The following is a 14356-nucleotide window of genomic DNA, read 5'->3' on the forward strand; positions in this document are numbered from 1 at the left end:
TTTAGAACGATTGCAAAACATGATGTAGCTTGATAAACTAGTGGTATAATGGAAGAAACGGCGGTGTTTGTTAAAATGACTGGAAAAGTAACATTGTTTGTAACGAGGCACGGTAAGACAATGCTTAATACAACGGAGCGCGTGCAAGGATGGGCGGATTCGCCACTGACTGCGGAGGGGGTTCTAGTCGCGGAACAATTGGGACGCGGTTTAGCAGATACAACATTTGAAGCGCTTTATACGAGTGATCGTGGACGGACGCTTGAAACAGCAGATATTGTGATGCGCCACGCAGATTTTCAGTTGCCGGTGAATCAGTTGAAGGGATTACGCGAATTCGGCTTTGGTAAATTTGAAGGCGAATACAATCTTTTCATGTGGGAGACGGTGAGTAAGAGGCATGGTTTTCCGTCTGTGGAGGCATTTTTTGAGGTACATAAGCATGATGCGCCACGGGTGATGATTGATGCGGTAGCCGAAATGGATGAGACTGGTATGGCGGAGAATTGGGATATTTTCACGGAGCGATTGCTTCAGTCGCTGGACTTGATCTGTGAAGAACATACAGAGGGGCATGTACTCGTGATTTGTCACGGTATGGTTATCAATATTTTGCTTTCACTACTGGCTCCAAACCGCGTGGATGGTCCCATTGAAAATGCGAGTGTCACTAAAATAAGTTATGCAAATGGGGAATACACTGTAGAGTCGGCGAATGACATGCAGTATGTTGCGCGTGGCATCGTTAAAAATTAGGATAAGGGATGAAGAACATGGAAGATGAACCGATCAAAAAAAAGAACAACACTCTTAGGTATTCTGGCATTTTTACTAGGAATTCTATGTATCGTGATGATTTTTATAAAGCCAGTTGAGTTTGGATTTGTCACGTCGAGTAATTGGTTTATTGTGATTTTTGGTGTGGCGGTAGTGGCGATGATTTTTTCGATTTGGGGTATTGCAAGGGAGACAGAGCGCAATTTCTTACCGATTATTGGCTTTATTATTTCGATGGCCTATATCGTATTTTGGGTGATTTTTTTCTTGTTGATATTAATAGGTGTGATGTAAAAAATGAGATGGAGGAATGAGAATTATGGCATTTGAAACAAGAAAACCGATTTCTACTTTTTTAACGTTTAGTGGGAAAGCAGAGGCGGCGATGGATTTCTACGTTGGGCTGTTCGGTGAAGATGCGAAGACGTTCGGCAAAACATATATCGGCGAAAGCGATCGTGGGGAAACCGGTAAACTGCTTAATGGTACGTTCGATATTCGTGGTCAATCATTCATGGTAATGGACATGGAGGCGGAGTATGCTACGCCGTTTTCGTGGGCAACTTCGATTTTAGTGCAGTGTGAAGAGGAAGTAGAGTTTGATCGCTTGTTTGCGGCATTTTCCGATGGAGGTTCTGTGATGATGGGACCAATCGAGCTTCCACCATTTAAAAAAGTAACATGGGTTACTGATAAGTTCGGCGTGACTTGGCAGCTCGTTTGGTAAAATAGGAAAAACGTTTGTGACGAAATAAAGCTAGAAAAGCCCTTCCCGGAAATGGGGAGGGCTTTTCAAAAGTATTAACGTGATGCGGTTACTGTAGATGTGAGTGGTTCGCATACGTTACTGTAGTCATCGACCATGGTGGCTGTTAACGTGGTTTCAGCTTTTAACAAAGCATCTAGTTTAACGTGAATGATACCAGCAGAATCAGCAGAATATCGCTTTCCTAGTAGTGTCAGTCTAGAATAAGGCGTCGCAGTAGAGAGGATATCTGTACTACGATCGGAAACCTCTTGTACTAATTGCGGCCCTTTTGGTAATGCGGTAGTAGAAGGCTTAACATTGTAGACTGGACTATATAAAACCTGACTATACTCTGATGAAGTTACTCGTAGCATAACACTATCTCCAAGAGGGATAGGGGAGCCCAGTCTTATGTACCACTGACCATAGCCAAATGAGTATGTAGAAGCAGATTCTTTTCCATTTACTAAAAGAGTTACAATAGAATTTGGTCGTACACTTCCAAATAGCATGTTTGCTCCAGTGGTGACTGCAGGATCTATCGTGTTTCCATTTGCTACGGTGTATACTTTCGTGGCACTGCTAACCCCTGTTGATGAGATGAACTTTGTAATAACATTATCACCTAACTCTAGATAATTCGGTAATTGAATATGAAAAACTCCGTTAGTATTGCTTGTATAGTTTTGTCCATTGACAACTAAAGTGGCATTTGGGGGACCGATAAAGGTGGCCTCTTTACTGGTATTTAGTAAGTTTCCAGCCAAAAATGGTACATCGATAGACGCGTTGCTGGTAGCAGTTACATTACTATTGTGTTCAGCTACTTGAGCAATACACGAATTACCAACAGTGAAGCTTCCTAAAGTTTATCCTATTCCGGCGGCGACAAGAATGGCATTTATTTATTTGTTAAAAAGTTACACAAAAAAATTGAAAAGAAAACGCTTTCTTCGAGAGGGTAGTTGCGATTGAGGAAGGCTACTATAAAAAAACCTCCGTATCAAATAGAAGGCTCATTTGGTACGGAGGAAAAATTTAATATACAATGACCTAACACTTATAAAGAAATCACACGTGGATTTTTCCCAGTGAAGCCTTGTTCTAATATCGTCATATTTGTAAGTGTTTCGTTGTCGCTTACTAATTTTTGCGTACTGTTTAAAATGGCATCATGCAACTGATCATAAAGACGACCATAATCACCAAGTGGTGTAGGTACGGTTTCTTGCACGGTTTCGTTATTTTCATTGACATAAACAAGCGTACCGTAATGGCTCTCAGGATCAATACCGAAATTCGCATCACCAGGCATTACACCAGCTTTTAGGCATGTTTCCTGCTGGTCGATACCATATTTCACGAAGCTGCCTTTTGTACCGTGAAGGATGAACTTCGGATATGGAATATTCACCAAATGGCTTGTCTTCACAATTACCTTATGCTTTGGATAGAAGAATTGCACTTCAAATGTGTCATCAGGATTCTTCGGATTGCGAACAGAACGAATGTCGTAACTAACTTCTTCAGGGCGACCGAACAAATCAATAATTTGATCCATCATGTGAACGCCAAGTCCATAAAAAGCTCCGTCGTAATATTCCCCATCAGAATCTGGCGCCTCCGGACGATAATAATCCATATGTGATTCCAGTTCTACAAGATCACCTATTTTCCCACTAGCCAAAACTTCCTTTACCGCCAAGAAATCACTATCAAAACGACGGTTTTGGTAAGCCGTCGCAATTAAACCTTTTGATTTCGCCAGTTCAAAAAGCTCTTCCGCCTCTTCAGAAGTTGTGCAGAACGGTTTTTCAACGAGAACGTTTTTGCCGTTTTGCAAAGCTTTTTTCGCTAGTTCATAGTGCGTGCTTGCAGGCGTGCAGATGCTGACTAACTGAATTTCGCCGTCTTGCAAAAGCACATCAAGATTATCCGTAAATTCAATCTGATGTTGCGCATATTCTGCCTCCAGTTCAGGCTTGCGGTGGTGATTGTAAATCGTTTTAACGCGGATATTGTCGCGGATCAGCGTGTAAGGCATGTGATAACGCGTCGTACTTTTCCCAAATCCGATATAACCAATAGTCAATGTCATTATATTTCCTCCTAGAGAGATGCTTGGGCCAAATAAATCGGCGACAAGCGCTCGCATTTAAGGAGTTTCGCGAACTTCCGGTTCTCATGTACAGTCGTACACTCCGCTTCCGGCTTCCGCAAAACTCCTTAAATACAAACGCTTTCGCTCGATTTGTGTAAAGCCATAAATACTTTTTATCTAAAGTATGGTGAGCTCTTTTCACTTATTCCGAATTTTCCCAAGGCCTCTTGTTTATTACTCGTTAATAAATTTCACGCAAACTGGTTCTGGAACGTGGATATCTTTTTGAAGTAAAGTTAGCGCGCCAGTTTCTTTATTCACGCCAAATACTGTAACGTTGTTCGTGTTTTCGTTGGATACTAACAAAATTTCGCCACTCGGATCAAGGTCGAAGTCACGAGGACCAACACCTTCCACAGGAGTAGTAGCGGCCAAACTCAATTTACCTGCTGCATCAATCGCAAAAGTCACAACCGCATCTTGTCCGCGATTAGAAACATATAGGAAGCGACCGTCGTTGGAAATGTGAATCGCGCTACCTTTATTTTCACCACTAAAATCAGCTGGTAAAGAAGCAATGCTTTGAATCTCAGTTAACGCGCCAGTGGCTTCATCATAAGCCGCAACGACAACATCAGCCGCCATTTCAGTCATGATATAAGCAATTTTGTCGTTCGGATGGAAAACAAGGTTACGAGGACCACTTCCACCCTTGACTTTCAAATCGCTCACTTTTTCAAGAACACCGTCGTTTAGCGCATACGTTGTCACATAGTCTGTTCCAAGATCACACGTAATGACAAATTTCTCATCCGGCGTGAAACCTGCAAAATGGGCATGTGCTTTTTCTTGACGCTCTTTGTTCGGGCCAGTACCGATATGCTGAACGGACGAACTTGGAGCTTTTAGTGCGCCGTTTTTCTCGGTTGGGTAGGCCACGATTGTTCCTAAATGATAGTTCGCTGATACGACAAAAGCGCCGTCTTTCGATGCATCGACATAACAAGGAGGATTTCCAGCTTGGACTTCTTGGTTCAAATAATCTAGAGAACCATCTTCTTTAATCGCAAAAGCCGCAACTCCGCCATTTTCGCCATCTTTTGCTACAGAATAAAGATATTTTTGATCATCCGTAAGTTTCAAGTAAGTAGGATTGTCCATCTTTCCAGCAAGCTTATTCTGCGTAATTTCACCTGTTTTTTTATCAATATGAAGGCGATAAATTCCTTCACTTTCTACTTTGGTGTATGTACCAATGTAGGCAATTGCTTCTTTGTTAGCCATAAATCTTTTCCTCCTTTAAGCGTTATCTTCTTTATTATTATAGCACAGCTGGAGAAAAGTATAGGCTTATAAAACTATGTTACTATATCATTACAAATATTTCTGTAAAAGCACTCATTTTAGAGATTGAAAACACAATTTTAGCGAAAAAAGTGCGTTTAATGTAAAAAATAAGAACTTTTTTCGAGTATTCATGATATCAATATAAAATAATTGTAATAAAAACGTAACAAAAGTATTGACTTAGAAATATTAATAGTGTAATATAAAGATATCGAAAGGGCGCCCCTTAGAAAACTTGTAAAACTGCAACTATCCTTATGAAAAACTAAATTTGAAGGAGAGATTATGATGAATAATGTAATGAGCAAAAAAACAACTAAATTGGTAGCCGCAACAGGATTAGCATTGACACTAGCATTCACAACAGTAGCAGCCGGAGCCTTTACAGTAGATGCAGCACAAACAACACATTATACAGCGAAACCTCAAATGGTAACAGCAAAATCAGCAGTATACGTTCGCGCAGGTGAAAGCACAAATTCAAAAATACTAGGCACACTTAAAAAAGGTGAAAAAGTTTACTTCGTGAAAGACAATTATGGATGGAGTAAAGTTACTTATAAAGGCAAGACTGGCTATGTCGGAACTCGCTACTTAAACATTCCTGGCAAACAAGTCAACTCAGTTAAAAAGTAGAACCAACAAAAGCAGCAACTGCCAAAACTGCTGTATCCGTTCGGGCTGACGCAAGCAAGACAGCTAAGATTTTAAACACACTGAAAAAAGGCGAAAAGTAACAATTGTAATAGACAAGCATGGCTGGAGCAAAGTGATTTACAAAGGTAAAACAGGCTATGTAGCGACACAATTCTTAAACTTAAGATAAGTTTTTCTGCAACAAGAGTGAAAATTGTGAAGTAAGTAGGATTGCATCACAAGAATGAGTAGCTCATCACATAGATTTTTGCATAAACTCCCCCCATGAAGAACGAAATAGGACGTAAACTGGTTGTATAGATCAGTTCGCGTCCTATTTTGTTCCACAGAAAAAGAGTTGTGAATTGCTTTTTGACAATGGCTGAGTATAATGAGATGCAAGAACATATAAACTGTTGTACTTATTTTATGGGGGTGTTGTGTATGAATCATTTCTTTTTACAGTTGATCGCAGAAAAAAAGGTTAGGCGACAAATCAGGGTAGTCCAGAAGATTTACGATGCTAAATTCCCTATGACAGTGGATGAGATTGCAGAGGATTTGGATATTTCCAAAAGAACATTATCTAGAGATATAAAGGATATCGAGCACTCGTTTCCAGAACAAGAAGTATTAGAACTAAATACGGTGTATGGCTATTCTATTAATCACACGCATTACGTCGATGATCTGATAGTAAGAATTTCTGAGGAATCACCATTGCTTCTTATTGTGAATGGTGTTTTTCAGGGAGAGTCCAAAAGTATCGATGAGTGGGCAGATGAATTGTTTATATCGACATCTACGCTACACAGATATTTAACATACCTGAAAAACATATTAAAGGAATTTAAGCTTGAATTATCGTTAACACCGATAGCAATACTTGGTGAGGAAGTGAATATTCGACATTTCTTTTTTAACTTTTTCTACAATATGAATGATATTTCGACGATAAGCCATCCAACAGAAGCGGAGTATGAGTTTCACCTAAAATTATTGGCTGAATATGATGAAATCAGGAAAACCAGTAATTTTTCACAACACAGAAGAGGGCTGTATTGGATTATGGTAGTAAATACTCGCATTAAACAAGGTCACTTTATCAAAATAAATCCAGAACTAAAAAAAATGCAAAAACAAATGGAGACATATCAGGTATTAGCTCAGGTAGTAGAATCACTACTCCCGATTTTTGTGGTAGATAGTGTGCCTGAAGATGAGATGGTGTACATGGATTTGTTGACGCTAGATATTTTTGTGTATTTAGGGGATAGAGTTATAAGTGGTTTTCATTCTAAAGCAGAAATGGATGCAGTCGATGATTTTCTAGCGAAGGCATTTCAAGTGTTAGGTATTGATGCGATAGAAGCGTCTGATTTAAGGGTTTTCATTGCCTATTTTCGTAATCAAATTATATTATCTAAGCTAACACCTTTATTTCAAAAAAATGTTTATGAGGTCAACCAACTTATAAAAGGTGGACATAAGGCGTTGTTTTACAATTGGGTAGATCTATTGCAAAATGACCCAATTAAGCAAATTGCTAACATAGAGTATATAGAGGATGTAGCGGTGAATTTGACGATCTTTACACATTGTATGGCTTATAATAAGCACTTCAAAGAACGTGAGCGGCACATTTTATTTACATTCGATGGTCCTAACGCCTATTTGAACTATTTGGCGACTTTGATAGAGAAATTCAATATTAAAAATGTCCGAATCACACTTTTGACGAATGAGCACGCTACGAATGAGCTTATAAAAGAACGTCAGGTGGATGTTGTTGTGTGCAACTACAAAGATGATAATGTGGTATTGGACTGCGAAGTATATAAGGCCGAGCGGGTTCCAACAGAGAATGATTGGGAACAAATTCGTAACATTATATTTTATATGGATGAAATTATCTAATAATAGCAGGAAGCTCTAGTGTCAGTAAAGTTGCTGATACTGGAGTTTTTTTGTTGGAAATAGAATGGCGGAGGTTGAAGCCAAATTTGATTTCTAATCAATTATTAAAAATGGTTTAATAGAATTAACAACAAGAACAACTGACCACAAGAAAAAGACATAAAAAAAATGTCAGAGTTGTGACGGATACCAACCTTGTCATAGCAAGGAAAAAAAAATGTATAGAAAAAAAATAAAAACATGAGGTAGCATGGTATCATTTTGGAGCACGTATAAAAAAGACGTTTTGATTGGATTAACGTATTAATAAAAATACAAAAACATAGTAGTATTAATTCTAGTCATGCAAGGAGATATTAATGGAGGTTTACAAATGGATTATTTAGCAATAAACAAGCTACTCATTCGGGATAAGACAATTTTACAAAGCATCATAAACTCCAATGATTTTCAGGATAACTTATTGGAAACGGTAGTTATTCGAAAAGGGGATAGAATAATGCAAGATAGGATTCAAGATATTTACATCATAGAGGAAGGCTATCTTGCCAAAATATTTACTCATAATAAAAATATAGAAAAAAAAAATATGTCAAGCATTCTTGAGTGAAACAGATGTTATTTGGAGTAATCAATTTATTAGTGATAGTAAGGTGAGTTATGAGCCGCTAAGCAGAGTTGTATTAACGAAAATTGATGCAAATATTTTTTTTAACGTACTAGCATCACATCCATTTTTTACAGACGTCCTTATTGAGGTATTGAATCGAAATGAGGAGCTTGCTGAATTATATGCCAAGCAGTTTCAGTACGAGTTGCAAGACAGAATCCTTATGTTATTCGAACAGCTAGGAACACAAATAAGTCAGCAAAAGTTTATTTTGCCAAAAGGCTTGAATGCATATTATATCGCTGCTTATTGTGGCGTGAGTAGAGTTAGCGCTAACAGAGTATTGAGAGAATTGAAAGAAATTAAATTGATAGAAAAAAATAGTAAAGGTATATTAATATTCAGAAAATAATAATGTGACCTAAATTAGAAACATGGGTTTATAAGTTCTCCCGTGCCCGCAAAAAACTTAAAATGATCATTTGGAGTGTCAGTTCAAAGGGTATACAGTTAAGAAAATAAATTTAGAAGGAGAATGATTTAAAAATGACAGAAGCAAAACAAAGTAATAAGTAGAGTATCGAAAGTAATGGTAGCAGGAACAATTGTGTTTTCTAGCTTAGGGACAATCCCTTTTAATACGTTAGCGGCTGATGTAACAGGGACGCAAGCGGCAAATGCGCAAGTTACAATCCAGAATGGCGTAAAAGCAGAGTATACGCAAATTATTAAAACTAATCCATGGCAAGGTAACTTGGTTGGAACAGAATATGTAGCAAAAACATTTAGTGAGGATTTCGGTACGAACGAGCTTTTTCCAGGGGTAGGAAAAACGAATTATTCCGTTACGAAAACAGCTTTCGTTGTCATTCCAGTTTCTGGGCAATATAATTTCAGAACACAAGGAGATGACAGAACATCCGTTAAAATCAATGGAGTGCAAAAGTTAGCAACAGGTGCGTATAATGCGACTGATGACAAGAATGTAGGTTATTTTCACGGTGGAGATGTCGTTGAAATTTCACAGACGATGGAAAATGATGGAAGTCTAGGTTTTATGGCCTTAAAATGGGGAATGCCAAACTTGATATTGGAAAATCCAGATGGGCAAAGAAAAGATATTCCGCTTGCTAGTACGTTCCCAACAAGAGAACAAGCGGAGCAAGCCGCAGCAAAAATGAAGGACTATGGTGTCTTGACAGAATATTATGACGGCACTTCATCCAATGTTTTTAAAGGTCAAGTAGTTGAGCCTGAGAGTTTCACAAAGCATTATGGCTCGTCGGAACCGTATCCAGGGGTAGGAACTACTGACTACACAGTGAAGAAGACAGGTTATATTTATATTTCTGAAACTGGTAATTACCGTTTTAATGGCGGTGGAGATGATTACTATACGCTTGCTATTGATGGAAAAGAATTGATTAAAAGTTTGAAGTATCCGAATTATGCCGAAACAGGTAATATCTACCTGGAAAAAGGAGCGACCATCAAAATTGAGCAAACATTTGTTAATGAGGGTGGCGAAGGCTATGCCTCACTGAGATGGACAACTCCTAGTCAACCCGCATACAGTGACGTTAAAGTAACAGATGTTTATGAGTCTAAGGAGAAAGCACTGGTATCTAACGAAGGAACATCATTTGCGGATGCGAGCGCAGCAGTCAACAACTTATTTACAAATCAAGATCCAAATGGCAATATCAAAAGTACCTTAACACAGGCTGAAATCGATGCAGCGCAAGCGTTAATCAATAAAGTAACAGATCCAACGAAAAAAGCAACGTTACAAGCCGATTTGAACAAAGCACAAAGCCAATTAGATGCTAAAAACGCAGCCTCAGCGACAGAAAAAAGCAAACCAAGATGCGGCTAAAAAAGCAGTAGACGAACTATTCAACAACAATACATCATCAAGCAATGCGATCAAACCATTGACAGATCAAGCAGCAATTGATGCAGCACAAGCACTAGTAAACAAAGTAACAGACCCAACAGTGAAAGCAGCATTGCAAGCCGATGTAGACAAAGCACAAAACCTACTAGACGCTAAAAACGCGGCAACAGCAGCAGAAAAAGCAAAACAAGATGCAGCGAAAAAAGCAGTAGACGAACTATTCAACAACAACGCACCATCAAACAATGCGATCAAACCAGTAACAGACCAAGCAGCAATTGATGCAGCACAAGCACTAGTAAACAAAGTAACAGACCCAACAACAAAAGCAGCATTGCAAGCAGATGTAGATAAAGCACAAAACCTACTAGACGCTAAAAACGCGGCAACAGCAGCAGAAAAAGCAAAACAAGACGCAGCGAAAAAAGCAGTAGACGAACTATTCAACAACAACGCACCATCAAGCAATGCGATCAAACCAGTAACAGACCAAGCAGCAATTGATGCAGCACAAGCACTAGTAAACAAAGTAACAGACCCAACAGTGAAAGCAGCATTGCAAGCAGATGTAGACAAAGCACAAAACCTACTAGACGCTAAAAACGCGGCAACAGCAGCAGAAAAAGCAAAACAAGATGCAGCGAAAAAAGCAGTAGACGAACTATTCAACAACAACGCACCATCAAGCAATGCGATCAAACCAGTAACAGACCAAGCAGCAATTGATGCAGCACAAGTACTAGTAAACAAAGTAACAGACCCAACAACAAAAGCAGCATTACAAGCCGATGTAGACAAAGCACAACAACTGCTAAATAATAGCGTACTAGCAATACCACAATTGAATCCAATGACAGAAGCAGACACAGTATTCAGCGGTAAATTGGATGTTTCGAAATACAATCCAGGCACGATTCGTATTTACATCAATAATGCACCAGCAACAGTTGTAACAGTGGACGCGAGCGGTAACTTCTCGTTTAACATTGGAAACCGTAAAGCAGGCGATGTAATCGGTGTAGATTACAAAGATCGTACAGGTCAGTACAATACTACGACGAAAACATCGATCACAGTAACCCCAGTAGCTAGCAATCTAACTATTAATAAAATGACAGAAAATGATGACACGATTACTGGTAAAACAGCACCAAATGCAAAAGTGAGATATGTTGTCAATGGTCAAGCAGTGAACGTAGGTAATGCAGATGCGAACGGTAATTACTCGATGTATATCGGCAAACAAAAAACAGGAACCGTTGTTGGCGTAGAAGTGTTTGATCCAGCAACAAACAAATACAAAGCAGCAGTAACGACAACGGTACTAGCCGTGAACGTTACGATTCAATCCATGACAAACACAAATGATACCGTATCAGGAACAGCCCCAGCCAATGCTAAGCTAAGATTCCTAATCAACGGTACAGCTGTGAATGTAGGAACAGCAGATGCGAGCGGGAACTACAGCAAATATGTAGGGACTCAAATAGTAGGCACAACAGTAGCAGTAGAGATATTAAACCCGGACACAGGAAAATACGAACTTGCGAAAACAACAACTGTAACAGGCGCTCCGAAAAACACAGCATATACCGTCAACGCATTGACGACAGACAGCGACACACTGACAGGAACAGCCCCTGCAAATGCCAAACTAAGATTCTCTATCAATGGTAATTTAATCAGCGTGATCACGGCAGACGCATCTGGAAATTACAGCAAATATATTGGGAAACAAAAAGACGGCACAGTCGTTAGCGTCGAGCTATTAAACGAAAATACGAACCAATATACAGCACCACAAGCAGTGACAGTTACAACAGGAACAGGCAATGCAACATTGGCACCAGTCATCAATACAATTACAGAAGGCCAAGGCGTGGTTACCGGCACAGTTCCAACAAGCGTTACAACTGTCAGAGTATGGGTAAACGGCGTTGCACAAACGATGGTAACTGCCACAAACGGTAACATCACATGGACAAAAGCAAACCTAAAAGCAGGCGATACAGTCAAAGTTGACTATAAAGATGCCACTGGAAACTGGATTTCCGCAGAGAAAATCGTAACAAAATAATAAAGAACGAGCTGGGACGTGAAAACAGTTTTCCGTCCTAGCATATAAAGTAAGCCAAGTAATATATGGTGTAGAAAATCTGACAGACAAGCTTATTCATCGAGATAATCTCAACTTACCCGATTTGAAAATAGAATGGCGGATGTTGAAGCCAAATCTGATTTCTAATCAATTGTTAAAAATGGTTTAATAGAATTAACAACAAGAACAACAGATCAGACGATACAGTCAAAGTAGACTATGAAGATGTCACTGGAAAATGGATTTCCACAGAGAAAGCCGCAACAGAATAATAAAAATGAGCTGGGATGGGAAAATATTTTTTCATCCCAGTATATAAAAATAAGCGAGGTAATAGAATGAAAAAAATAGCAATCGGACTCGTAGCAGTAATCGGTCTTACATCAGCTCTTACAGGATGTAGCAATCCACCATCAGAAAAAAGCCAAACAGAACAAAAGCAAGCGGTGCAACAGGAAACAATAAAAGCAACAGACCAAAAAACAGTCAAACTAGGCGATCATGTAGATTTTCTAGGGCTGATTATTACATTTGAAAAAGCCACCTATTTAGAAAATGACAAAGGCGTCAAAAATAGTGTGATGAAAATAGATATGAAGGTAGAAAATAAATCAGCAGCATCACGTGGCTTTACAACGATTGATATGGAGATTAAAGACAGTAAAGGTAAGAAATTAGCGATTTATCCAGGCGAAAACCTAGGTGAAAAAATAAAGCCAGGCAAGTCAATCAGCGGTTCAGGTTATTTTACAGTGAACGGCAACGGACCATACACAATCACTTACAAAGACCAAGATTCAGATAAAAAAGCTTCATGGGAAGTGGAGGTTAAATAGCATTGGAGCAAAAAACAATTGAACTAGCAGACTTTTTATATGTGTTAAAAAAATGGTTCTGGCTCATCATTATTCTATGTATCGTAGGTGCTGCGAGCGGATTTGTTATTTCAAAAGAGTTTATGACCCCAATCTATGAATCTCAATCACAACTAGTCATTAAGCAAGAACAACACAAAAATGACACAACTACAACATCAGAAACCCAGAGTAACATCCAGCTCGTTAACACCTACAAAATCATCCTAGTAAGTCCGACTGTGTTAGAGACGGTAATCAAAAGTTTAGATTTACCAGAAACAACAGAGCAACTTTCAAAACAAATATTAATCGAGAACTCGAAAGACTCTCAAGTGCTTACTGTCAACGTATTAAATGCAGATCGTGAACTAGCAAAACAAATAAATCAACAACTGATCAAAGCAGCAACAAAAGAATCCGATAAAATCATGTCTGCCAATAATATTCGAGTTTTGACAGAACCAACTGAAAATATGTCACCGGTTAAGCCGAATAAAACATTGGTGATTGGCGTAGGATTCCTCGTCGGATTCCTCGTAGCTATCTCCATTATTGTGATCAAAGAAACGATGAGACAGCATATCAGAGATGAAAAAGAGTTGCGAGCGATTATTAAAGCCACCCATTTAGGCAATATAAATCAATTTTGATAGGAGTAAATGTATGCTTTCGCTATCTAGGAAAAAAAACAAACCACCATTGAATAGGCTAGCTAAGTTAGGAGAAAATAAATCAGTCAATGAACAGTTTCGCATTATTAGAACGAATATCGAGTTCGTCTCCATGGGACAAAATAACGTGTATCTTATCACATCAAGTATTCCAGGAGAAGGCAAGTCAACGATAACATCGAACATCGCGATGACTTTTGGACAACAGAATAAGAAAGTATTGTTGATAGATGGAGATATGAGACGACCGACGCAAGACAAGCTATTTCGCAGGTTGAACAACGTCGGACTGAGTACTTTACTTGCTAACCAACACAAAATGGAAGAAGCCATTCAACCGATTGAAGAATACAATATCGACTTTTTGCCAAGTGGTCCCGTTCCACCTAATCCCGCTGAATTACTTTCCTCGACCAAACTTGAGAAACTACTGGAAGAATGCAAACAGAAATACGATCTCATTTTCATTGACAGTCCTCCACTGATTGATATTGCTGACGGTCCAATTTTGGCAAGCAAGGTAGATGGAACTTTTCTAATCGTACGAGCATACAAGACCTATAAAGCAGAGATTCAGAAAAGTGTACAAATACTAGAGCAATCTAATAGTAAAGTCATGGGATATATTCTAAACGATGTAAAAAAACAAGGCCAAGGCAAAAACTATTACGTCTATTAAATGATAAGGATGCGTTTA

The 14356-nt window shown here is 38.9% G+C and carries 15 protein-coding genes; 12 read left to right on the forward strand and 3 right to left on the reverse strand.

Annotated elements, in window-relative coordinates; genetic code table 11:
- The first annotated feature begins 63 nt into the window (after positions 1 to 63).
- The 3 genes from PGRAN_RS05625 to PGRAN_RS05635 are packed head-to-tail and all read left to right on the forward strand — an operon-like array spanning position 64 to position 1504.
- A complete protein-coding gene (locus PGRAN_RS05625; RefSeq protein ID WP_241433288.1) occupies positions 64 to 756 on the forward strand; it encodes a histidine phosphatase family protein in 693 nt (230 codons plus the stop codon).
- 24 nt (positions 757 to 780) lie between these two features.
- Complete coding sequence (locus PGRAN_RS05630) at positions 781 to 1071, forward strand: hypothetical protein (RefSeq protein WP_036065810.1); 291 nt, start codon at positions 781 to 783, stop codon at positions 1069 to 1071.
- 25 nt (positions 1072 to 1096) lie between these two features.
- Entirely contained in the window at positions 1097 to 1504 is a 408-nt protein-coding gene (locus PGRAN_RS05635; protein ID WP_036065812.1) for a VOC family protein, read from the forward strand.
- A gap of 74 nt (positions 1505 to 1578) precedes the next feature.
- Here PGRAN_RS05635 and PGRAN_RS16575 read toward each other — a convergent pair whose 3' ends face one another.
- From PGRAN_RS16575 to PGRAN_RS05650, 3 genes are all read right to left on the reverse strand, one after another.
- A complete protein-coding gene (locus PGRAN_RS16575) occupies positions 1579 to 1899 on the reverse strand; it encodes a hypothetical protein (RefSeq protein ID WP_149023991.1) in 321 nt (106 codons plus the stop codon).
- A gap of 686 nt (positions 1900 to 2585) precedes the next feature.
- Positions 2586 to 3623 carry an oxidoreductase gene (locus PGRAN_RS05645; protein ID WP_036065814.1) on the reverse strand — a complete coding sequence of 346 codons (1038 nt, stop codon included), beginning with the start codon at positions 3621 to 3623 and terminating at the stop codon, positions 2586 to 2588.
- Between the two features lie 237 nt (positions 3624 to 3860).
- Complete coding sequence (locus PGRAN_RS05650) at positions 3861 to 4910, reverse strand: lactonase family protein (RefSeq protein WP_036065815.1); 1050 nt, start codon at positions 4908 to 4910, stop codon at positions 3861 to 3863.
- A gap of 348 nt (positions 4911 to 5258) precedes the next feature.
- Here PGRAN_RS05650 and PGRAN_RS05655 point away from each other — a divergent pair, with 348 nt between their 5' ends.
- From PGRAN_RS05655 to PGRAN_RS05695, 9 genes are all read left to right on the forward strand, one after another.
- Positions 5259 to 5609, forward strand: coding sequence for an SH3 domain-containing protein (locus tag PGRAN_RS05655; protein WP_077914596.1), 351 nt, complete (start codon positions 5259 to 5261; stop codon positions 5607 to 5609).
- A 444-nt stretch (positions 5610 to 6053) separates the two neighbouring features.
- Positions 6054 to 7526: an AcpB/EbpR/MafR family transcriptional regulator gene (locus PGRAN_RS05660; protein ID WP_036065817.1), complete on the forward strand. Its 1473-nt coding sequence runs from the start codon at positions 6054 to 6056 to the stop codon at positions 7524 to 7526.
- 373 nt (positions 7527 to 7899) lie between these two features.
- On the forward strand, positions 7900 to 8136 hold the full coding sequence (locus PGRAN_RS05665; RefSeq protein ID WP_036065818.1) for a hypothetical protein: 237 nt from the start codon (positions 7900 to 7902) through the stop codon (positions 8134 to 8136).
- Positions 8129 to 8548: a Crp/Fnr family transcriptional regulator gene (locus PGRAN_RS05670; protein WP_149023992.1), complete on the forward strand. Its 420-nt coding sequence runs from the start codon at positions 8129 to 8131 to the stop codon at positions 8546 to 8548. Before PGRAN_RS05665 ends, PGRAN_RS05670 begins: the two co-directional genes overlap by 8 nt.
- A gap of 177 nt (positions 8549 to 8725) precedes the next feature.
- Positions 8726 to 10012, forward strand: coding sequence for a toxin Cry1Ac domain D-VI-related protein (locus PGRAN_RS05675; protein ID WP_036065820.1), 1287 nt, complete (start codon positions 8726 to 8728; stop codon positions 10010 to 10012).
- Positions 9960 to 12110: a toxin Cry1Ac domain D-VI-related protein gene (locus PGRAN_RS05680; protein ID WP_036065821.1), complete on the forward strand. Its 2151-nt coding sequence runs from the start codon at positions 9960 to 9962 to the stop codon at positions 12108 to 12110. Before PGRAN_RS05675 ends, PGRAN_RS05680 begins: the two co-directional genes overlap by 53 nt.
- Before the next feature lie 359 nt (positions 12111 to 12469).
- Entirely contained in the window at positions 12470 to 12967 is a 498-nt protein-coding gene (locus PGRAN_RS05685) for a DUF4352 domain-containing protein (RefSeq protein ID WP_036065822.1), read from the forward strand.
- Between the two features lie 2 nt (positions 12968 to 12969).
- Positions 12970 to 13638 carry a YveK family protein gene (locus PGRAN_RS05690; RefSeq protein WP_036065823.1) on the forward strand — a complete coding sequence of 223 codons (669 nt, stop codon included), beginning with the start codon at positions 12970 to 12972 and terminating at the stop codon, positions 13636 to 13638.
- A gap of 13 nt (positions 13639 to 13651) precedes the next feature.
- Positions 13652 to 14338, forward strand: a complete 687-nt coding sequence (locus PGRAN_RS05695) for a CpsD/CapB family tyrosine-protein kinase (protein WP_036065824.1) — start codon at positions 13652 to 13654, stop codon at positions 14336 to 14338.
- Positions 14339 to 14356 lie beyond the last annotated feature (18 nt).

The organism is Listeria grandensis FSL F6-0971, from assembly GCF_000525835.1.
Lineage (GTDB): Bacteria > Bacillota > Bacilli > Lactobacillales > Listeriaceae > Listeria_A > Listeria_A grandensis.

Bases quoted from the DNA above. Each gene is read 5' to 3' on its own strand.
- PGRAN_RS05665 (WP_036065818.1), top strand. From the start codon at position 7,900: ATGGATTATTTAGCAATAAACAAGCTACTCATTCGGGATAAGACAATT.
- PGRAN_RS05650 (WP_036065815.1), bottom strand. From the start codon at position 4,910: ATGGCTAACAAAGAAGCAATTGCCTACATTGGTACATACACCAAAGTA.
- PGRAN_RS05695 (WP_036065824.1), top strand. From the start codon at position 13,652: ATGCTTTCGCTATCTAGGAAAAAAAACAAACCACCATTGAATAGGCTA.
- PGRAN_RS05685 (WP_036065822.1), top strand. From the start codon at position 12,470: ATGAAAAAAATAGCAATCGGACTCGTAGCAGTAATCGGTCTTACATCA.
- PGRAN_RS05635 (WP_036065812.1), top strand. From the start codon at position 1,097: ATGGCATTTGAAACAAGAAAACCGATTTCTACTTTTTTAACGTTTAGT.
- PGRAN_RS05675 (WP_036065820.1), top strand. From the start codon at position 8,726: ATGGTAGCAGGAACAATTGTGTTTTCTAGCTTAGGGACAATCCCTTTT.
- PGRAN_RS05630 (WP_036065810.1), top strand. From the start codon at position 781: ATGAACCGATCAAAAAAAAGAACAACACTCTTAGGTATTCTGGCATTT.
- PGRAN_RS05680 (WP_036065821.1), top strand. From the start codon at position 9,960: ATGCTAAAAACGCAGCCTCAGCGACAGAAAAAAGCAAACCAAGATGCG.
- PGRAN_RS05645 (WP_036065814.1), bottom strand. From the start codon at position 3,623: ATGACATTGACTATTGGTTATATCGGATTTGGGAAAAGTACGACGCGT.
- PGRAN_RS16575 (WP_149023991.1), bottom strand. From the start codon at position 1,899: ATGCTACGAGTAACTTCATCAGAGTATAGTCAGGTTTTATATAGTCCA.
- PGRAN_RS05660 (WP_036065817.1), top strand. From the start codon at position 6,054: ATGAATCATTTCTTTTTACAGTTGATCGCAGAAAAAAAGGTTAGGCGA.
- PGRAN_RS05655 (WP_077914596.1), top strand. From the start codon at position 5,259: ATGATGAATAATGTAATGAGCAAAAAAACAACTAAATTGGTAGCCGCA.